Annotated in this window: 11 protein-coding genes; 4 read left to right on the top strand and 7 right to left on the bottom strand. The window is 46.9% G+C overall.

The window, feature by feature from the left end; all coding sequences use genetic code 11:
* Positions 1-15: 15 nt before the first annotated feature.
* On the bottom strand, positions 16-1818 hold the full coding sequence (locus W04_RS02175) for a pre-peptidase C-terminal domain-containing protein (RefSeq protein WP_197275932.1): 1803 nt from the start codon (positions 1816-1818) through the stop codon (positions 16-18).
* Between the two features lie 267 nt (positions 1819-2085).
* On the opposite strand from W04_RS02175, the gene W04_RS02170 reads away from it, so the two are divergent.
* Positions 2086-2601 carry a hypothetical protein gene (locus W04_RS02170; RefSeq protein WP_053909622.1) on the top strand — a complete coding sequence of 172 codons (516 nt, stop codon included), beginning with the start codon at positions 2086-2088 and terminating at the stop codon, positions 2599-2601.
* 20 nt (positions 2602-2621) lie between these two features.
* Positions 2622-3653 carry an HDOD domain-containing protein gene (locus W04_RS02165; protein WP_053909621.1) on the top strand — a complete coding sequence of 344 codons (1032 nt, stop codon included), beginning with the start codon at positions 2622-2624 and terminating at the stop codon, positions 3651-3653.
* 16 nt (positions 3654-3669) lie between these two features.
* Here the strand turns inward: W04_RS02165 and W04_RS02160 are convergent, their stop codons facing one another.
* Positions 3670-5052: an NAD-dependent succinate-semialdehyde dehydrogenase gene (locus W04_RS02160; protein ID WP_045978877.1), complete on the bottom strand. Its 1383-nt coding sequence runs from the start codon at positions 5050-5052 to the stop codon at positions 3670-3672.
* A gap of 239 nt (positions 5053-5291) precedes the next feature.
* Between W04_RS02160 and W04_RS02155 the strand changes: the two genes are divergently transcribed.
* Positions 5292-6368: a TonB family protein gene (locus tag W04_RS02155; RefSeq protein ID WP_053909620.1), complete on the top strand. Its 1077-nt coding sequence runs from the start codon at positions 5292-5294 to the stop codon at positions 6366-6368.
* A gap of 189 nt (positions 6369-6557) precedes the next feature.
* Positions 6558-6920, top strand: coding sequence for a hypothetical protein (locus W04_RS02150; protein WP_045978876.1), 363 nt, complete (start codon positions 6558-6560; stop codon positions 6918-6920).
* A gap of 156 nt (positions 6921-7076) precedes the next feature.
* On the opposite strand, the gene W04_RS02145 is transcribed toward W04_RS02150, so the two are convergent.
* The 5 genes from W04_RS02145 to W04_RS02125 form a co-directional block, all read right to left on the bottom strand.
* Positions 7077-7532: a hypothetical protein gene (locus W04_RS02145; protein WP_053909619.1), complete on the bottom strand. Its 456-nt coding sequence runs from the start codon at positions 7530-7532 to the stop codon at positions 7077-7079.
* A complete protein-coding gene (locus W04_RS02140; RefSeq protein ID WP_053909618.1) occupies positions 7532-8386 on the bottom strand; it encodes a hypothetical protein in 855 nt (284 codons plus the stop codon). The genes W04_RS02145 and W04_RS02140 overlap by 1 nt, the downstream gene beginning before the upstream one ends.
* Positions 8387-8418: 32 nt before the next feature.
* Complete coding sequence (locus W04_RS02135; RefSeq protein WP_053909617.1) at positions 8419-14973, bottom strand: hypothetical protein; 6555 nt, start codon at positions 14971-14973, stop codon at positions 8419-8421.
* A 12-nt stretch (positions 14974-14985) separates the two neighbouring features.
* Positions 14986-20817, bottom strand: a complete 5832-nt coding sequence (locus W04_RS02130; protein ID WP_231657980.1) for a thrombospondin type 3 repeat-containing protein — start codon at positions 20815-20817, stop codon at positions 14986-14988.
* A gap of 214 nt (positions 20818-21031) precedes the next feature.
* On the bottom strand, positions 21032-21877 hold the full coding sequence (locus W04_RS02125; protein WP_053909615.1) for a peptidyl-prolyl cis-trans isomerase: 846 nt from the start codon (positions 21875-21877) through the stop codon (positions 21032-21034).
* Positions 21878-21879: the final 2 nt, after the last annotated feature.

Here is a 21879-nt window from a genome sequence, read left to right as displayed (position 1 = left end):
GGTTTTGTTAGCCTGTTATTGCACAGAAATATTCAAGGTTACACCGGAGTAATTGCTGTAAGCACGAAGACCTACATGCCAAGTGCCAGCTGCTGCGGCCTCTGAACACGACTCGTTATTGCCTGAACGAAACGGGCGACAATCATAGCTAGAGGTCGTTGGCTGCGCGCCTTGACGAACATACAAATCGACATCACCGCTGCCACCGGAGGTACTTACATCAACCGTGCTCGCGCCCGCAGGCACATCAACAGTAAAGTATTGCCACTGACCTTGGCTACCTGAGAGGTTTGACTCAGTGATCTCAATCGGTAAATCGCTGCCACTTTGCTCATAGCTTGCCACTAAGGTTGCGCCACTATAGGCGTTGTAACCATGGACCATAATTGAGTAAGTGCCTGCACGCGTATCTGTACAGCTCTCGTTATTCCCATTTTCATAAGGGCGGCAATCATAGTTATTCTGCGATGCCGTTGCGCCGTATTTTACATACAAGTCTAAGTCACCTGAGCCACTTGAGCTGGTAATGCTGATATTGCTGGCACCGGCTGGTACTTCAAAAGTGTATAGCGTTTCACTGCCATTAGCACCGCTGATGCTAATAGGCTGACCATTTTCAAGCTCGTTTGGAGGCGGTGGTGGCGTGCCGCCACTGCGGAAATTAGCAATCGTTGGACTGGTAATATTCAAAACACGCGTGTTGTCGCTGCGCGTGGTTGTGCCCATCGCCGTGCCATTGTAGCTCTTGTTTGGGTTTGACCAATAATTGATACGAGTACAACCACTGTTGCAGTTATACGCCATCACCGTACGCCATTGCGAGCTTGGGTCTTGGTAGCCGTGACCGTAGGCATAAGGCGAATTAGTGGGGTCGTTTTCAGGGTTGTGACGCGCCGCTTGGAGGTGACCAATTTCATGACCGAAAGAGTAATAGCCGGTAGCACAATCATAATCAACCATGGCAAAAGCACTGCTGGCGCTGGCACCAATGGCATCAGCTTGACCACAATAGCCGTTAACATCGTTCACTAATACCACCACATCGGCACCATACTGGTCACGCAAACCATGCACCTCATCCATGTAGCCATCATTGGTCCCGGCCAAACGGTTTAAATCAGTGCCTGAGCTACTCGCTTCGGTGTAGTTGACCTGTGCTTTGTGGGCAAGACTGACGGTGGCATTCACACCTGAATTTTGATAACCCTGATTGGTTTCATTGATAGCAAGGTCTATCAAGGCATCAATGTCGCCAGAGAGCTGAGCAGCCTTGGCAGTGTAAACCACCAGTAGGTCGATTTGCGTATCGGCAACGGCCTGCGGTTGCGCGAAAATACTAGGGCTATTATTGACGCTAACCTGCTTTGCGAGTGGGCCTTCTGGCATAACGTGTCCTAGTTGGTGCTCTGGTGGCATTTGCTCAGGCTTGAGTGTACGCAGCTGATGACCATGAGCGCCAACAGGCTTAAGCTTTAGCACGTCACCGTTGGTTTTAACCGTACCAGAGATGCCTTTTGCAGTTTGCACTAATGTGACCGAGTCACCATTGTCATTTTCACCTTGCCAAATAAGGTTACCGCTGGCGCTAAGGCTAGCGTTTTTGCGGGTAAAGTGTACCTGCGCACCATCAACAGGCAAAGACAAGGATGCGGTGTTGCTGGTTAATTGGAACTGCGCGCCACTGAGCTGTGACATATTTGCTTGTGCAGCGTTAACGCTGTTAGCCATTTGCTGCGATGACACTTCAAACAGTGGACCTTGAGCAAATACAGCGGTACTGCTAAGCAGCGCGCTGGCGATAAGGGTGGGTTTAAACATGGGATATCCTAGTTGTTTCTTTTATGGGAAACAGCAAAATAAAATAACATCAATCTGTTTTCAATTATTTTACATTTAAACCACCAAAACTTTGTAAACGCTTGTAAATATGAGATATTAAAGAATCAAATGCAACAAAAAAAAGAGCCAACTATTAACCCAAGGTTAATAATCAGCAAAAGTGATCTCTTTATTCTTTTTTCTTGAGCTTATCGAGGCTGTGTCTCAAGCTTAAATAAGGCCATGCTCTACCATTAAGGAACTACTATGAAACCTTTGTTTGCAGCGCTCGTGCTGCTATTACCGACTCTCGCGCTTGCGAAGAGCTCATTGTCACCTCAACTGAGTGTTTTCGAACCCTACTTAGGCACTTGGCAGGCACAGTTTCAACCCGCTCCCGCTCAAGAGCAGGTCACAGATGTAAGCCACTGGCAGCGAGCCCTCAATGGCACTGCTATTCGCACCTTACACAGCATCAATGACGGCGATTATGGTGGCGAATCACTGATATTTTGGGACCAAAGTAGGCAAAAACTGGTGTTTTATTATTTCACTACCGCCTCTTTTTACACTCAAGGCTGGCTTGAAGTGGGCGATGACGGCAGCTTCACCGCTTATGAGGAGGTAACCGGCAGTGCTCAAGGGATCACCCAAGTAAAATCCACGAGCCAATTCGAGGATGGCAAAATAGTAGTCAGTACACAATACTTACAAAACGAGCAATGGACATCACCGCAAATCCGCACCTACACTCGCTCAGATAAAGCGGTCGTTTTTAAGTAGATTTTCACAAAGAGGTATTCATGTTTCGTAAGCTGCTAAGAGCTTTGTTGCCATCGTTTGTGCCCGCTGAGGTTGACGCTAATTATGCGTTTTTTGATAAAACACCGGAAAATGAGCCCTTACCGTTCGCCGATAAAGCCCCTGTCGACGACCAAGCAATACCTTACGAAAACGACTTAGAGGGCGCCTATCTCGATTACTTATTTGGCTGTGATGCTCGACCAATGCAGCAGAGCGACAGCCTCAGTCACTTTATTTACCATCAACTGAGCCTGTTAATGCATGAGCCTGAGCAGTTGCTGTCACATCTACCCGTTATGCCGGCCTCCATCAGTCAGGTGCTTAAAGAGCTGGATAACCCTGATTTCGACGTGCAGCGATTACTCGCTGTGGTAGAGCGGGAGCCTGCGATGGCAGCGGATCTTATCAAGCTAGCGAACAGCCCTCGTTACCGCCGCCGCGAACAAGAAATCACCGAGCTTAAAGCCGCTTTTATGAGTATGGGGGCCAACGGCCTGCTTGAGGGCGTGGTGCAATCTTATATTAAGCGCTTTACGCCGCGCCCGAGTATTTATTACCGCCAGTTTGGCGAAAAAATATGGCAGCACGCGTTGCAAACGGCTGACTTTGCCAAGTTAGCAGCTGTCGATAGCGAAACCGACCCTGGCGCCGCATATTTTACCGCACTGCTTTACAACCTCGGCACCATGATTATTTTTGAGCTTATGATAGAGGCCTTTAATGTTGTTGATCCCGACGTCACTCCTAGCAGCGCAGCCTTTAAACGCCTAATTAGAGAGTACAGTCACGATTTAACCTTAACCTTGGCAAATTATTGGCAGTTGCCGCAACTGATTGTAAAAGGGTTGCACCACAGTAGGTTGGACCGCAGTCGGGCTCAACTCTCGCCTTTAGCGCAATTGTGTGAGCAAGCGGACATAGCCAGTAAACTGTGTTGCTTACAAAACCAGCAGCAGGCGAGGCAGCTCAGCGACCACCTCACCCACCCTGTACTTAAACAGCGAGTCGACACCCATTTATCGGGTGTTTGAACTGGACAATAAACACTTAGTTGGGCTGCGCTATCATAATCGATTTAACATTAACGAATTCACGCATACCAAAGCCGCCGTGCTCGCGACCGTAACCGCTGTCTTTAACGCCGCCAAAAGGCAGGTTAGGCTGTGCTAACGAATAGCCGTTAATGTTGACCATTCCGGTATCGAACTCGGTTTTTGCCAGCGCCACGGCTTTTTCTGTGTCCTCACTGAAAATACCGCCACCTAAGCCATAACGCGAGTCGTTAGCCAGTTGCATGGCATGCTCATCGTCATTGGCACGAATGAACGACGCCACCGGGCCAAATAACTCATCATCGTAGGCGGGCATGCCCGATTTAACGTCTTCCAATACGGTGATCGGGTAGAAAAATCCTTCCCCTTGGGGCACATCACCACCGAGAATACACTTTGCACCGGCTTCAATGGATTGCTGCACTTGCTGATGCAATTGGTCGCGCAAATCATCTCGCGCCATCGGGCCGAGATCGGTGCTGGACTCTTTTGGGTCGCCCATTTTCAGGTCTTTGGCCGCTTTAACAAAAGCATCGCGAAATTCATCGTACACCGCGTCAGCGATAATGAAGCGTTTGGCGGCAACACAGGTTTCACCGTTATTAACCACACGGCCTTGAATACAACACGACACCGCATGCGCAATATCAGCATCGCTGAGCACCACAAATGCGTCGTTACTGCCAAGCTCTAGTACCGACTTTTTCGATACCGACGCGGCCTGCTCCGCCACTTTCTTACCGGTTTCGTCACTGCCCGTAAAGGTTACACCGCGTACTTTATCGTGCGCAATAAGTTTACTCGCGGTAGCGCCATCGATAAGCAGTGATTGATAACAGCCCTCAGGGAACCCTGCTTCAAGAAACAGCGCTTCAATTTTTTTCGACATACCAAACACATTGCTGGCATGCTTCAACACCGTAGTATTGCCCGCCATAATATTCGAGACGCTATAACGGATCACTTGATACAGTGGGAAGTTCCAAGGCTGGATCCCTAAAATCACACCTATGGGCTGATAAGTCACCAAGGCGTGCCCATCTTCAAAGAAACGGTGTTCATCTTCTAATTCTTTGGCGCCATGCTTGGCGGTGTAGCGGCAAATTTGCGCGCACAACGCCACTTCTTGTTTACCTTGGTCGGTGACTTTACCCATTTCCTCGGTCATTAAGGTCACCAAAGCGCTCTCATTTTGTTCGATCAGGTCGGCGAGTTTGTTCAGTTTCTCAGCGCGCTCTGAAAAAGACGTTTTGCGCCATTGGCCAAACGCGTCATGGGCAGCATCGACTGCCTGCTCTGCTTGAAACTGTGATAATAAGGTGTACTCAGCTAATGGGTTACCATTACTTGGATTTACGGTTGTTACCGTCTTTGCCATAACCTTCTCCTTTAAATTTAATCGTCGAGCTTATGGGAGCAAAAACAGCACCAACTATTTAAACCTTTAAAAATCAACAAATTAAGATTAAACAGTAAAAATGAGTGGCTCTGTACTAGCAAGCACTACACACACTCAGTGAAGATTTTTCAAAAGCGCGCTTGAGCAATGCTGAGCCTATCTTTTGTTGCACTAAAAATAGGGTCAGATAAAATAGCCGCAAAACAAAGGAGTGTAAGATGTTAAAAAAATCTCTCAATATCGGCCTATTGGCTTTACTAGGCTCACCTTGGATGAGTGCCGCCGCACCCACACCTGATTTCGATGCCGCCTATGACGCCTTTGAGCAAGCACTGCACACTGGCGAGAATGTGCAGCAGCATGCACAAACCGCCTATGAGGTTGGCCTGAACACCTTTGGTGAAACATCGCCAGCTGTTGCTAAGTTAGCCATTAACTACGCCAACGCGATGGCCCCTTCACCCACTAATGCGCAGCAACGCGCGACCCTTTATAAACAGGCGTTGACGATATTAGAGCAGCAGCCTAACCCAGACCCGCTAAGCCTTATCGACCCGTTAATGGGCATCGCCAAAAGTGCGGATAAGGCACACACCGTTGAGAAGGCCATCGAACGTGCGATAGATATTGCAAAGCAGCAACAAAAACCTAAATTGGTCGCCGATTTAAAAGTAGACGGTGCCGAAATTTACTTTCGCCGCTTGGACTTTGATAAAGGCCGTGCGGCGGTAGTCTACCTCAATGAAGCCGAAGCATACTATCAAGCGCATATCGCCGATGACACGGTAGAAATGATTAATGTCACCATGCTATTAGGTGCAGTAGACAAAGCCCGAGGGCGTCGACATACGGCCATCGAGCGTTTTAACAAAGTGGTCAATATTTTTGATGATAACTTTAGTTTTGACCACCCTGCTGAGCTGCAAGCTCATTCGCAGCTCGTCGCGCTGTATGAGCAAGAAGGTGAATCCGAGCAAGCCACTAAGCATTGTGTTGCCATCGCAAAAATGCGTCCGTGGACTAAGAATCAAGAACAAACCCCATTGTATCGCACTCCTCCGCGCTACCCCGCTATCGCCGTGCGCCAACGCCGCGAAGGTTGGGTACAAATGGAGTTCACCGTGAACGAGAGCGGCTTCGTTGAAGATATTAGCGTACTGGACTCCGACGGCAGTGCGGCGTTTGAAAGAGCGGCTGTTAATGCCGTAAAACAATGGCGATACGCACCAAAATTTGAAAATAATCAAGCTGTTAAAGCAAAAACCTCGGTCCAGCTTGATTTCAAAATAGGCTAATCACTCGGCCCTTGGAACATCAGGGCCTCCTACTTTTTACTTAATTTAGAAACAAATGTTAATTTGGTGTTTATTTTTTGTTTGTTCTCTTATAGGGTAATTCCACTGCCTTGATCAAAGGCGATACCGATGGCTTACAGGAGTATAAGCAGTTGTAGAGCCCGTGGAATGATTCAAATGGAGAGAACAATGAAAACACTTATTGCATCAGCCGCTCTACTGATTGGTGGACTATTTAGCGCCCAAGCAAGCGCCGACAGCATGGAATGTTATGTCGATACTCAGGCATACGACCAATTTACACCTAACCGTTGTTTCGCACTGGTTTATGGTGCGAGATCAAGCACCGCCGTTTTTCGCGTGGTAGGGAACGGTTCACAAATCGACAGCGTTATTTGGTCTAATGCGGCCTCATCGTGCGGCACCTCGGGCACGTCGTGCTCTTTTGAAATTCGTGCTTTCCGCCCATATAAAGCCGAAGCAACCATTCTTTACAGTAACGGCTCGTGGAGCAAAGTTTCAGCTACGGCGTCATTTGAAGACGGCCGATAGTTAACAGCAACCGCCACGCGGTTGCAGGTACCTTGTTCATTGAATGGACACTTCGTGAATGTGCAAAAGCCGACTCGTTCGGCTTTTTTTATGGCTCACACAGCAAAAAAACGCAGCCAGTTGACACCCACTGCGTTTATGATGATGTGCTTGGGGTTAGCTGTTTTTTAGCTGCTGCTCTATTAGGTAAGCAGCCACCTCATCCAGGCTTTGCTTTTTTAAGCGCTTAGCAATGTTTTTGTCCTGATTATCGGTTGGCTCACCGGCTACAGGCTCGTATGCTCCTGCCTTTAACATCCCGGCACCAACGTCATATTCATCTCGCCAGGTGCACGCAAACGCTTTAGCATTCAGCGCTGTGGCAAGAGCGCCCATGGCTGCTAGCTGCTCATTAGGCTCAGGCATGTTTAAAAAATCATACTGAATTTGCAGGCCCTGAGATATTTTCTCGTACGGCATTGATAACTCTTCACACAATGCAAATAATGGCTGCTCGTGTTCTGGCACCTCGTCCTCAAAATCAGGGCGTGTTTCAAAGTCGATATAAAAACAAAACCGTGCTAAGTCCGCTTCATTGGCGAAGCTTGCAACAACCACTATGACATTTTCCATTAGGCTGCACCCTCCTTGGCGGCTTTAATATAAGGGGCGAGTAAAGCATGCACTGAATCGGGCAAGTCTGCTTCATTGAATAAACGGGTAAACTCTTGCGCCGTTTCCACAAAGCACTGCGGGTAATCGTCTGGGGAGGCAGTAATTTTTTCGAGAGCAGCAAAAAAGGTTACTAGGTTTTCCTTTAATAGCTCTTCTTTGAAGTCAGAGTCTCGATAATGCATAAATGCGCTAATACAATAAGGTAAGCGGTAACGGTAAATGAAATTAGGGTTAGGCTTTTCCTTGTTAAAGTAAATAGCTAATTTAGCAATGAATACATTTAATTCTTGCTCACAATCATCACTTATCTTGTCTTGCTCATTTCGTCTCTGACAACCGACAAACCAAGACTCATCCTCTACCGAAGCGGGTAATAATAATTCGGCCAATAATTGCTCTTTACCCTGAAAAAAGCTAGTGTCTCCATCATCTGTGGCACTTTTATGAGTTTCATAATCTCGACCACAAAGCTGTAACAAGCGCTCTCCGCCGTTGTAGTAGTCTTTAACTCTATCATTTGGGTTTCGTGTACCCGGTTCATATTTATCAAGCTCCTCAACAATATACGAGCACTCAAAAGAGGGATGAAGCCAAACCACTATCATACCGACATGACGCACTTTGCGGCGCACTTCACCGTAATTATTCACCGTTCTCAGGGGTTCTTTATCTGGCCCGTAAAGGAAATACTCTTTTATTAATTTAACGTCCTGTGGAGTATAAAAACGCATTTCCTTTAGTGACTCTTTCACTTCTTTCCACTGTGCTTTGCGTGCTTTTAACCATGTTTTATCGTCTGGGTACCAACTCATTGTCTTTACCTTTTTTATTACTTTAGGGCCAGTTAGAATTGTGGGCTCATTTCAATTAATTCTTTGACCAATTCAGGGTCTACGTTTTCAATAAGGGCTTGCCCTTCTTTTTTAAGTAGCCAGTCTTTAATATTAAACAGATTTAAATGCCTTCTTGCATGGCTCGTTTTATAGGCAGCATTATGCTCTTTGGCATCGGCAAAGCCAAGGCTAATGGCGCCAATATTATTAGCTTTACGGGGGAGTTTACGAGCATATTCCGCGACTTTATCTAGGTCTTTATTATCGTAACTTGTTACTTTGGAGCCTTTAAAACTGCGTTTAAAATCTTGAAACCACCACTCGAAGTTAGAAGCAAGAGGTGTCACTGATTCTCCATTGAGCTTGCGCCCTTCAGAAATAGCGACTCGATCGAGGTAGAATTGGCGGTGATTTTTTGTATAGCCCGCTTCTTTTCCTCTTTTATTCTTCTCTAAATCCCCAGTTTGCCAATAGTCGGTAACCTCCCCTTTTGGCTTACTATAGGACTTAGTTTCAATAAAAATACTCTTTTGGCTGACATCTTCTTCATCGCCACCAGCGACAACAATATCGACATAACGCTGATAAGTCTGAAACTTACGAACGCCATCCAAGGTTTTTACCAATAGCATAGGTTCAGCCAGATGCTCAATGGCAATAGGGCGGCGGCGGCCGGTTTGCTCATAAAGAAGATGCTCGGCAGCAATCACTAAAATTTGAAATAAGTACCCACTGTGACTCGGCCGAAAATACTTCATTTCCATATCCTCACCTTTGCGGATAAACTTCAGCGCCGCTTGCCTATAAACCTTAGGTAACTGCTCCTGAATGTCACTATGTAACGGTTTACACGAGTCACCAAAGCTGGGGTCGCAGTTCTCTACACTTCGTGACTCTAGGTACATAACGGCAGCAGCCACCGCTATTGGCGACACCCGTAAATTTTTTGCTCGCTCATTAAATTTCTTAACCGCGTTTTTGCCAAAAATGGTGCCCAGGGCAACCCATTGAGGAATATGAACGGCTTTACGTAAACTGCGGTTGTTGGTTTTCTTTGCGCCTTCGGTGACGCCCCTAATACCTGCAACAAGCTTCTTCCTTTGCTTGCGGGTTAACTCCTCGCCGCCTTTACCAAATAGTTTACCTAGCTTATTGATCATTTGGGCAAACTGTTTTGATGTGACTGATTTAAATCCACCTGGCTTTCTAGCTGCGTAAGCTGAGCCAATGAATCCCCATTGAGGGCTTTGCTGCGCTGCAGGCTGATAGCCTATCTCAACATTGGGAGGCTCCGATTCGCCATCCCACCCGTCAACTGGTAAGTTTAAATACTCAACCCAAGTTAGTAAATCGTCAGTAGAAGACACGGTTTTTATCACCAGCATAAGGCTTTGACGAGATTCACTATCAAACGCCATCTCTCCGGCAATAACCAAAAAGGGAAGCAGGTTAACCAATGTATCAAAGCGTTTGTCCAAAGCTTCGTCAGCCACTTTCCCGATTACGCCGCCTACAGATTTCATAAATTTGGGATTGGCTCGCTTAAGCGGTCTAAGCACGGCTTTAAGGGTGCGAACAACCGGTAATAAGGGCTTAGCAAGGGGGATGACGGTGATCACTTCTAAACCATTAAGTACAAGTTCTGCGGCATCAAAATCATCGTCTCCACTGGCGAGGTAATAAACTTGCTTAACGAACTCTATGCCTGCCTCATACGGAATTAACATTCCTACCGCTTCAACAAGGATTTCATAGGCATTATCCATGACCCAGTCAAAAAAGCCCGCATGGGCCACGGGGATGAGAGGGAAAGGGGTATATGGCTTATAATTGGCCGCGTATTCAGGGTAGCCTTGTGGTTTAGCAATACGCATATATAGATTCGCCATTTGCACGTAGTACTGCTTGGCTAACACACTGGCGTAGTGCAACTGACCACCGACATTTAAACCAATGCGTAAAAAAGCAGCCTGCTGCTGAGCACTGTTGAGCTGCCCTGAGCTGACGATTTCAACATTATGCTCAGTTTGTGCTGCGCTGAAGCTTATTTCTTTCTCTGTACTGCCATCACTGAATGTCAAAAGTGGCGCGGCATTGTAATCATAGAGTTTGACACTACTTAAATAACCGGTGTAGTTCTCACCAATGGTGAAACCACGCTGAGTCACTGAGTATGTTAGCTCACCGCCGCCGTCTTGTTGATAAAGCTGACCGGCTGCTTCAAGCATTAACACTCCATTTTTATAGCGTCCGGCGACAGTATGCCATTGATTTAGTGCAACTGGGTTGCTGGTAACACTTAGCTTGCCTTGTTCAGTGAAAACCGTGTAGGTCAGTGAGCCGTTGGTATTGAGAGTTAAATGCTGTACCCCCCCCTCTAAGTCGAGAACCTTACCGCCGTAGAGCTCTGGTTTCATATCAAGACGAAAACCTACGCTACTATGAGGGCGCAACTGTTCACTTGCGGGAATGGTAATACGACTGGATTCCCATTCATCTCGAGGGTTCAATGCACCTTGCTTAGAGAAGTAATAACTCTGGCCAACGGATGTGGGATGTTCATGGTGCAGTTTAATGTGTCGCGCAACGCCATGATGCTGGCCGTTAATATCCCTCGCCTGCTCTTCATCTAAGGTGTCCATTAAAAATGCAGCCACCGGCTGAATATTGGGTTCGGCTAACGTACCTAAAACGATCCGTTGTTTGCTCCCTGCGGCTCCTGAGATAGGCATAGAGGCTTTGGCTCGGTATGGGATCCCCATAGTAAGGCCATCTTGGCGTAAGTGCTCAGCGGTGCCATTTTCTTGTTCATCACCTACTAGCATTATTTTGCGGCTATCGGCGCTTAAATGGGTGTCTTGAGTACCCGCTTGAGTCTGATAATTAGCCTTTGTAAAGTCGCCACTTTGCGTGGTTGGCTGATCGCCGATCTGCTGTTGCATTGACAAATTAGTAGGGGCGTTTGCTGTGACTTTCCCTTGTACTACGTCTCCACGAACAAACCCCACTCGCGCGGTTATCTGCAAATTATCGAGACTATAGAAGCCCGTATGCAGATCAACCTGGGCAATGCCCTGACCATTAGTGGGCGCTTGTGAGCGTGTGAATGCTCCTCCGGAGGAGTGAAACACCACAGGGACACCTGAAACAGCTTCACCACCCTCTTTGGTTACTTTGACGCGCACGGAATGGGATTCATTTGCGGCTATTTCAGTTGGGTAATCTTCTATTTCTACGTGCAATGGTCGCACGATAAGATCGATAGTTTGCGACACATCACCCACTGTAACAGTTAATTGGAGATCATCGTCTGGAAAGCTATGGCCTTTAACGGTTGCTGTTGCGCGGCCACCTTGTGTGCCACTCAAGGCATTGACTAGCTTCCCATGACCATCAAGAGAAAAGTCAACGGAAGTACCATCGGCGACGGCGTTACCATGGGCATCAAAGGCCTCAACTTGAACGTCGATGCCTTCTACACCCTCAATATAGGCTTTCCCGCGCTGAGTCACGGCAAGATTAGCAGGCACTCCCGGAATAACTTCTATATTGTCAAAGTTGACTGTGTTACTGACGTCATTGCGCATGAACACATAAGGGCGAGTCCGTGCTCCCGTTATCGGCGGCAGCTCAATGTCCGCATTGGTTACACCGTTGATTATATTGTCGTTACTAATATTGGTAACGATGGCACCACCGCCTTCGGTGGCCCACTCAATATTCAGTGGACGCTTATTTTGACGGCTCGCATATCCCGGGACAAAAGCATGCATCGGTACTACGGGGTTATCAGCACTCACGTAGACAGTGCCATCTTCACCGACATCGTCATAACCAACCCAACGACTATTGATGGCAATACTTTCAAACGCATACTCCCATAATACATTGGTGGGATCTGTATTGTTGTAAAGGCTCAGCGTTACAAAATCTTCTACATCAAGTGCTGCGATGTGATCAAGGCGCTTAAATATGACTTGGCCGTTTTCGCCAATGGTGGCTTTGATCTCATCAGCACCCAGGGCGAACACCAGCTCTTGCCCTTGACCTAGGAATTGCAATGCATCACTTTGCGAAGCAATGACTTTGTAAAGCAGCGCTACCATGTTGTCACTGCTACCAATAAGCGGCCGAGACTGCGGAAACAGGTTAATACTTTCGCCTTTGCTGTTTTCACGAATTATATTTTGAACGTCTAACTCATAAGTACTGAACTGATACTCAGGACGGTACAAATAACGATAAACCGGCTTGGGCTTAGGGATGTTATTGGCCTCACCATTTGCTTGTAATTTTTTGTAGGCATACCACTGCTGATTGGTTTGCAGCTCGTCAAAAACCGGAACTTTTATAGGTACATAGTGAGCTGGGCGATACTTTAAAGGCCCCTCATCAGCGGCACCTATGGTGGCAAATGACGGAGACTCGGTAATCGGTTCACCACTGACATGAATGTAGAAGTGTTCATTTCTATTTGCCTGCTGCGGTAAACGTATTTGCACTACGTTCCGTCCAGGGCGGATGGCAAAGTTAGCCATATTGCCGCCTACGGTAACCAGGTTATTAGGCCCTTTTACTGCGGACAAACGTCCTGTGTAACCGTACTCAGCTAAGCCATCAGGTAGCGGCGTGCCGTCGTGATCAAGCCACTGTGTGGTCACCACAATCATGTCATCGGCGCCGGTGGCTGATCCTTCATAACTGATGATGTGCTGCTTTTCCCCTGGGTTGGCGGTGTATTCATCAGCTTGATAAAAGCGCTCAGCAGTTAACTGCAAGTTAGGTGGATACATGGCAATGCGCGAGACAAAGTCAGCGGCGTGCTGCATACTTGCGATATCGGCAAAGGTCTTAACTGCCGTTCCGATATACCCTGTTTTGCGGTTAATTAATACAATTTTAAGGCGCTCGTGAGGACGCAGGTGATCAGCTTCGCGGCGGTGTAACTCGGGATTCATGTGCGACTCGCCCTGGTAACGGGCGAAACCGGCTTCCCCTTGGCTACGTCCTGATGGGCTAAATGCTGAAGCCGCAGGGCCACGCATAAACAGTTGATACATGAAAACGTTTTCTTCTACCCCATAACGACTTAGGCCATCTTGTTGGCTAAGCCCTTTACGTTGGGTGACGAGCATCCCCGTTGACTCGCGAAACACTAATATGTCGGTGTCTTGTAGGTCCACCTCGGTGATTTTCTCTAACAGCCCCTGCGGCTGCATGTCGATGAGGGTATCCGCCACTCGCACTGCATCGGGCTGAACCTCTTCATTCTCACTGTCAGTGCAGTCTAACGCTGGCAGCTGGCTATAATTTGACGAAAAGTAGACCCCGACATACTTCCCTTCAGCACTTTGCTGCACACAGAAAAAGTTTCCCTGCTCATCAATATCACCCAAGACGAAATGCTCAAAGCTGAGATCACCATCAAAATCTACATTTGGAAACGCAATCGGTGCTTGTTCGGGTTGTTGATAGCTATATCGCGTACTGTCTCCAATCGGGAGCGGGCTGCCATCGTTGGTGACGAATGCACCGCCGGTGATCAAGTTAGTATCGACATAAAAGTTAGTGGGTTTTTTGACAGGTTCGCTGAGACTAGCAAGAATACCGATAATGTTGGCTTTAACCATGAGCCCAACAAGATCTGTGGCTTGCAGGGCATCATAACCCACGCAGACATCGTAACCTGGCTTTATTTGGTAGTCGAACCCAGCACCACTGCCCCTTGGGTTATAAGCCCCATAATAATATTTCATTATCGCTGGCGTGCTGTACTCGAAATGAAACATCGGACAGGGGATCAGCCGATATTGTGACACCCAACGACCTTCCGCATTCGTTGCCGCATGACCACCTAATGGCGCTACAACTTCAACCCCGGCTCCCACAAAGGGCGCATAAGTTTTCACGCCGTTTAAATCTTTAAGTGATGGAGGGAGAAGTTGCTCCCCTCCCTCGCCATCATAAAATGCCGCTTTAAAGCTGATGTTATTAGCCGACTCATGAACCACGGCTCCTCGACCATCCAACAGTAGCGAACGTATACCACTGCTAGGCGCAGAAACACTATTCAGATCAAAGCGTGCTTGCAGCAAGATATGTGCTTGAGAAGAGCTCAAAAGTGTACTTGGATCGCGTATCACCACCGATTTAATATGGCTGGGCAAATAGACTTTAGCTAAGGTGGTATCGAGGGCCGTTTTGAATTCTTTTTCACGATACTGCTCAGCACTAAGAATAATACTTTGAGGGCTTTGTGCTTTAATCACATTTAGCAGTTCATAGGTGGCCCTGACTTGTTGCGCTGATAACACGTAACCTTCGGGAAGCTCTGCAGCACTCATTGAGAAACCGCCAGCTAGATTACCTGCTTCATCATATTCGACATAAACAGGGTGACCTTCTTCTAATACTAATCCACGCGCCAGCACCCAGCCGGAACGAGCTCGATTGACATCTTTCCACCCATAAGCATAGGCCTGGCTTATTTCAAAAAAAGCACATATAGCCAACAAGCCCCCTAAAAAGAGGCACTTCATGATGTGTAAATACGGTTTAGAGGTCATGCAATTATTCCTTTAATTGAGCCGAGCGCGAAGCTGGCTCAATGACAACTGTCCCTGAGCATACTGCTGCAAGTATTTTTCTAAATCGGGGTGTACCCGACCAAAGGCTATGTAGTCTAGCGATCGGGCTTGGACTTCGCCTTGGGATTGAATGTATTTTTCATGGCGCTGAGCAACGCCTACTAACACTAAGCTATTGGTATCTGGCTGGCGGGCAAATAACGGCACCCACCGGCCTACATCAGGCAAATAACTGTAATCACCTAACATACCCGCCGGCTTTATTTTTAATTTAAGCGGCCCAGATACTCTCACGCCCTGTGGCTGACCAGCGAGAAGGTAAAATACCGGGATTTGATCAGGAAGCGCCATTTTCGCTATAGCTGGATCCTGAGTAGTAAATTGCATCGCTATCGAGTCACTGCCTTCAAAGCGTACTGCTGTTTCACTCAGGTCAAGTGTGAGGTCCCCGTTGCCTAATATAGACTGCGGTAGGTAACTAGCAACGACGTTGTATGCGACCTCTTTAGCTATGAAAGGCAGTTGCACTACACCCATGTTGTGTTGCTTCCCGGGCGTTAATTCAATATGACGAATGTAGCGACCAAAGCCTCGTTGCGGGCTGTGAACATTAAATTCAATGGTATATGTGCCACCTTCAACCACATCTAAAGACTGGTTTTGATAACCAAAGGTGAACACGCCCGATTGGCTTGTTTTAGTTGTAACATTGAGCTCTTTAATGTGCACATATACGTCGGCAACAGCCACATTGAGTGGGTCTTTTAGCGCACCATCAATCAGTGTTGGCAGCATTTGCGTATTGTAATTAAAGCGCGCCAACTCCTTGCCTTTTACTTTAATAGATACATTAATACTGGCGCCGTAGCCCAGCTCACGGTTTGGATAAAACGCGTAGCTATGATCTCCTGGTAACGAAGAAAGCTGACCCAGCACGCGCTCATTGTTACGATGTACGGTTTGTAATTCGTAGCCATGTTGCGAGAGTAAAGAGTCTTGAGGCTTACTGGTGTCCACATAGGTTTGCCCATTCAAAGTCTCATGTAACTCAACGTCAATATCTTGTATCGGTACAGATTTGTTAAAGTAAAAAGCGACAAACCCATTCGGCTGTGCATTTTTTTGCCCACCTGATGGTGACGTTTTTAGGATGCGCAAAGGGATATCTTCTTTTGCTCGAACGGTGATTTCCACTAACTCACTTGTTATTACATCACCTTGCGGGCTGATGAGCTCGATGTGAATTTGCCGTTTTTCACCTGCCGGTATTGATAGTGATTCATTTATAAAACCGTCAACAATAGGCACAACTTGGGGGCTACCTTGATCCACATATACTTGTGCTGTTGCATTATCGGCCCCCGATACTTGAGCAACAAGCTGCAATTGTAGCTGCCCGTCATCAACCACAAACTCTTGATCCATGGTGGGGGCGATGACTTCAATTTGCGCCGTAGCTCGGTTGATAAGCGTAAACTCGTAAGTTTCAGAGTTACCGGCGCTGTCTTTAGCAAGCAGTCTTACAGGTTGGGCAACCGCTGGCTGTAACGTTACGTTCTGTGAAAACTGATAACTATCGGTTGCTTCAGGCTGTAAATTAATCGCTTGATCATTAATGAATAAACTAACTGACTGCTCATCTCGCACTCGACCTGATACTGTCACGGTGGCAGCTGTAACTTCATGCTCGGTATTTGCAGACCAGCTCTGATCCAGTTCTATCATAGGGGCTTGCTGATCGAGCTGATAAACAAGCTCTTGCTGCGCTGCGCCAAACTCATTTTCAGTGCGTACAAGCCATGGTCCATCGTTAAAGTCGGCTGCGTAACTAAACTCAAAGCGCTGCGGGGAAGTCCTATAAACATGAGCGGCTTGACCATTTATCTCTAGCGTTGGTAATGAGCCACTTGCTATCACTCCCTGAATAAAGAACGAGCGATTATCTAGCCATGTGCCAGAGATGGGGTTAATTACCTGAAAACGTGGCGCACTGCCTGATGGTTCTTGAGGGCTATAATGCAAAGTGAGGTAGGCAAAACTATCACCCGCATTAGACTGCACGCCGAGTTCAATAATATTTTCACCCTCGACTAGCTCAAGTCCCTGGTAGCGGGCTTCGTAGTTGCCCTCATTTAAGGCGATAAGTTCACCCCCAGTGACACCATTGAGTGTTAAACCAAGGTGTTCTGCTGAGAGATTGGTTGTTACTTGGGCTACAATGTCAATGCGCGCCTCGTTCACACTTTGGCCATTGCTGTGGCTAAGGATGGAAATTTGCGGCCTGTTCGGTAACGCTTTAACAACTTGGACACGAGCGCTTGCCTGCTGCGCGAGATTGTCTTCCACTGTAATAGTAATCGTGTTGTTCCCATCTAATACAGGAATATCCCCTTGATAGCGCTGTTCAGCGACTAACAAATTAAAATGGGTTTCAGGGAAGCGGTCAGAGTGCGCAACCAACTTGGCTACGCCAGAGGGGACATATAAAGCTCCGCTCAAGGTGATAACGTCTTCTGCGGTCTGCATGGTTAACGTATCGGGGGTAACTTTGGGTTCAGGGGCTTGCGTTAAAAATTCTAAAGTGACGTCAGTGTGCCAACGGTTGTTATCCAAAACGCTAAGCTGCCAGGTGTGCCCTAAGGTTAAATCTATTGCCAACTCAAAAGGTTCATCGTGCTTGATATGTGTATTTTGAGTCACATCACCCACTCGCAGCTCAATCGTATTGTCTTTCAACGCATTGTGTAGCTCTCCACTTAGGACTAGTTGCTCACTATTTTTACCCACATACCAAAGATACTTGTTCCCTTGGACAGTGGCGTTATCGAATGTAAACGATAAGCTTTTAACAAAGGTAATTTGCGCGCTTGAGCTCCAGGGACCGTAAACCCAGGACGCTGCTTTAGTAAATGGGTTGGCCACCTCAAGGGCATAACGAGCTCTATATAGGTACTGTAGACCATGCAACACGTCGAGATCTTGCCATTGTTGCGCTTGAGTCAGAGCACTTCGATGCCATTGCTGACCCGCTACTTGGCGTTGAATCTCAGTGCTAAAACTTCCAGAACCACCCCAGTTGAGCTTGACTCCTTCGCTGATGGTTTGTAGTTGCAACTCGGGATTGCCATCAAGGGCTTGTACATAAAAAACTTGTTGAGATTGGCTGACTCCTAGCACGCTATCTTCGGCATGAGCTTCTAAGTAATACACATAGCCTTTGGCAAATTCGACTTGTGTATCACTCCACTGGCGAGCGTTTTTTTGTAACTGCGCGATTTCTTTAAAGTCGCCGCCGTAAGGCGCCTTAAATACCCTAATAAATTTTAAATGTTCACTGTATTCAAGCTCCCACGTTAAGGATATTTGGCCTACTTCAACTACACTACTAACGTTGAATGATATAGCCGGAAACCAGCGCTGTGGGTCATTAGGGAATGCGTCAATATTGTTGTCATAGCCATCTCCATCTATGTCAGGGTCGGAATTGTCGCCGATCCCATCACCGTCTAAATCTGACCATTCCTGAGGGTTGCTTGGAAAGGCATCTTCATTGTTGTCGTACCCGTCGCCGTCTAGATCTGAATCTGAATTATCGCCAACACCATCGCCGTCAGTGTCTTGCCATTCATTAGCATCGAGTGGAAAAGCATCAACTGCATTGTTATAGCCATCGCCATCTATATCTATATCTGCATTATTACCAATACCATCGCCGTCGGTGTCTAGCCATTCATTGGGGTTTGTTGGAAACGCGTCCTCATTATTTAAGTAGCCATCATTATCAATATCAGGATCACTATTATCACCAATGCCATCATTGTCGGTGTCTAACCATTCACTAGGGTCTTGAGGGAATGCATCCACTGCGTCGGCATACCCATCACCGTCGGTATCCACCTCATTTGGGTCGTTACTCCAACGGGTCGGATCATCAGGGAAATCATCTTCCTCATTAAGAACCCCATCACCATCTCTATCGGGGTCAGCGTTGTCACCAATGCCATCACCATCTGAGTCTCGCCATTCATTGGGGTCATCGGGATAGAGGTCGTTATCATTGTTGTGTCCATCACCATCGCGATCGGGGTCTTTATTATCCCCTATACCATCGCCATCTAAATCCGACCATTCCGTTGGGTCATATGGAAACGTGTCCTGTTCATTTGCAACACCATCATTATCAATGTCAGGGTCTGCATTGTCACCCACACCATCACCATCGGTGTCGGATGTTTCATTGGGGTCATGGGGAAACTGGTCCTCTTCGTTGGCTACGCCGTCACCATCAATGTCTGGATCTGAATTGTCACCTATACCGTCGTTATCGGTATCTTTATGCTCTGTGGGGTCATCAGGAAATGCATCGTCTTCATCGGCCACACCATCACCATCGCGATCAATATCTTTATTGTCACCGACTCCATCACCATCTAAATCTGACCACTCTGATGGGTCATCCGGAAACGCATCATCTTTGTCCGCCACACCGTCACCATCTAGGTCGGCATCGCGATTGATTTTCTGTGCAATTAGCTCTAAAAGCTCAATGAGCTTTGCAAGAAAGCCGGGTAAAGAAATCCTTATTTTTGGCGCCCTATCAGCCACTCCACGGTGATACATGATGATAAGAGAATAGCTGCCTTTTTTTAGATAAACGCTACGATGAGTGCGCGTGTCAGCCGAGCGGTTTGTCGAACTTGCGGTGGAGTGGTCTCCTTGGTATTTACTTTGTTCAATATTTACAGAAGCTTGGCTATCATTTTTGAAAATGGTGTGCTGCTCCAAACGGACTTCGATGTCACCATAGTCTTCGAAATAGAAGGTCGCTATGCCATCTTGCTCAACTTCAAGCTCAGCATCATAAATAACTGTAAAAGGCCTGGACCACTGGCTATTGTCTACTGCATGTTCTAAAAGGCCAGCCATATTAGGTAAGCGTGACTGCGCATCATCGATAAACAGGCTTTCTTGGCCATGGAAATATTGATAATTTACGCCTGGAACAACTTCCTCTGGTGGAATGCTAGGTGGTACTGATGTAACCACTGCTCGTTCGCTTTGTAAGCGCAGTTCATTGACGGACTCATACTGAACAGATCCCTTTGCTTGCGTCGTATATCCTAACGCGAGGGCTAACGCTGGTTGTTCTGACCCTGCTTTCATTTTTAGGTTGAGGCCATAGTGCCCAGCTTCTAAATAGACGCTTTCGACTATCTCATGATGCGTTGTTTTTGTGGCGGTAATTTGCTGGTTGTTAAGAGCTAAAGAGGCATTGTCATTACCTTGGAGTAAAAAGCTATATAAACCTGGCGTGTCAATTTCTATCACACCCCGATAGCTAAGAATAAAGTCGTTATTGCGATTACGGACAGAAGCATCGACATGCTCTATGTTAGCTTGCTCTATAAGCTGTTGCGGTGAAAGGTTGTCAAAATCAAGGTCCTCACCCTCATAATATTGGTAAAGCCACCCTGGTACGGGATCATTGAGACTCAAGGTCTGACTGGGTACACGACTGATTTCTGACTGCTCAACAAATAATTCACCAGCCATCAGATCAATTACTCGACCTGATTCAGTTGTCAGTGTAAATATTGCGGTGGTTTGCCATTGCGGTTTGGCGACTGCCAAAGAAACTTTGTGATAGCCCGAAGCTAACGCAAGGGTACTGCCAGATTCAACTACCTTATTGTTTACACGAACACTATGTTCTGTGCCGGTTTTGATATCTAAAGTAAAAACATCGTTTTCGGCTATATAAAGGTAGCTTTGAAAAGATATTGATTGCCCTTGTTTGGCCAGCTGAAAAGACACTGTAGGCATAACGCCTTCATAAAGGGGAGCAGCCGAGGCCATATCAGCAAGTGCAACATGGTCAGAAAATAGCGTATATCTAACAGCAGATACGGGCTCTTTAAGCTCCTGACCTGGTTGATAATCATATGGCTTTTCTGGAGTGTCTGCAGGTTTTGAACACGCTGACAACAACAATATGGCAAGCAGAGGGACACTCCACTTAGTAACTTTAAAAATATTGCTAATCCATAGCATAACGGGTGACTTGGGCTTGTTCTGATAACCTCGCCGCTTCCTCTTTGATTGCTTGTTTTAAGTTAATTGGCGCTAGCGCTTTTTTTATTTCGTTTTGTACTTGAGTGAATGGCTTGGCCGCTATATGTTGTTCCGTGAGCAATTTAAACTTCACCAGCTTACCTTGATAGGTGTAAACAGGTGACACATCACTTGGCTTTAACTTTTTAAGAGCGCCGATATAGAAAGGGTCAAGACCTTTTTCTGCTTGATGACCAGCCGAGTAGCTGAAGTACGAGTGTTGTTGAGCTTGATGCTGCCAATTACTATCGGCATCGAATTGTTTAGCTTCTTCTCGCAGTAACGACTCAGATTGCTGTGTATTATTCTTAGATAATGGCGCACTTACCATTGCAAAACGACGAATAACACGCTGTCCAAACTGCGGCAGGTTATTGTCATAGTAGTGCTTCGCCTGCTCCAAAGACACTGGGGAAGCAGTAATGTGCTCTTGTATATAGCGCTTTGCCAGAAGTTCGTCCCGATACACATTCATTGCCAATGCGATCTCTGCTTGTTGCTCTGCATCTAATGACTGCTGCATTTGCTCAACCATTAGCTTTTTAATGATGAGACTCTCAAGAATTTTCTTCTTGGTATCTGCACCTAGTTGCAATGCAGCAAACTCGCCGAGTGTATCATTAACTACCCAGTTGAGTTCAGCTTCAGTTATGTTGTGCTGGTTAACTTTGGCAATAACAGGGGACTGAGTATTACTTTGCTTATGTTGCGGCTTTTCTGCGCTGCACGCACAAAGTAGCAATACAACCCCACAAACGATTCCATGTTTCATAA

Source organism: Pseudoalteromonas sp. SW0106-04 (assembly GCF_001293805.1).
In the GTDB taxonomy this organism is placed as follows: domain Bacteria; phylum Pseudomonadota; class Gammaproteobacteria; order Enterobacterales; family Alteromonadaceae; genus Pseudoalteromonas; species Pseudoalteromonas ruthenica.
Note: the sequence above shows the minus strand (reverse complement) of the source record. Positions and strands in the feature narration are given on the sequence as shown.

Coding starts and splice junctions, on each gene's coding strand:
- W04_RS02175 (WP_197275932.1), bottom strand. CDS start 1,818: ATGTTTAAACCCACCCTTATCGCCAGCGCGCTGCTTAGCAGTACCGCT.
- W04_RS02170 (WP_053909622.1), top strand. CDS start 2,086: ATGAAACCTTTGTTTGCAGCGCTCGTGCTGCTATTACCGACTCTCGCG.
- W04_RS02165 (WP_053909621.1), top strand. CDS start 2,622: ATGTTTCGTAAGCTGCTAAGAGCTTTGTTGCCATCGTTTGTGCCCGCT.
- W04_RS02160 (WP_045978877.1), bottom strand. CDS start 5,052: ATGGCAAAGACGGTAACAACCGTAAATCCAAGTAATGGTAACCCATTA.
- W04_RS02155 (WP_053909620.1), top strand. CDS start 5,292: ATGTTAAAAAAATCTCTCAATATCGGCCTATTGGCTTTACTAGGCTCA.
- W04_RS02150 (WP_045978876.1), top strand. CDS start 6,558: ATGAAAACACTTATTGCATCAGCCGCTCTACTGATTGGTGGACTATTT.
- W04_RS02145 (WP_053909619.1), bottom strand. CDS start 7,532: ATGGAAAATGTCATAGTGGTTGTTGCAAGCTTCGCCAATGAAGCGGAC.
- W04_RS02140 (WP_053909618.1), bottom strand. CDS start 8,386: ATGAGTTGGTACCCAGACGATAAAACATGGTTAAAAGCACGCAAAGCA.
- W04_RS02135 (WP_053909617.1), bottom strand. CDS start 14,973: ATGACCTCTAAACCGTATTTACACATCATGAAGTGCCTCTTTTTAGGG.
- W04_RS02130 (WP_231657980.1), bottom strand. CDS start 20,817: ATGCCTACAGTGTCTTTTCAGCTGGCCAAACAAGGGCAATCAATATCT.
- W04_RS02125 (WP_053909615.1), bottom strand. CDS start 21,877: ATGAAACATGGAATCGTTTGTGGGGTTGTATTGCTACTTTGTGCGTGC.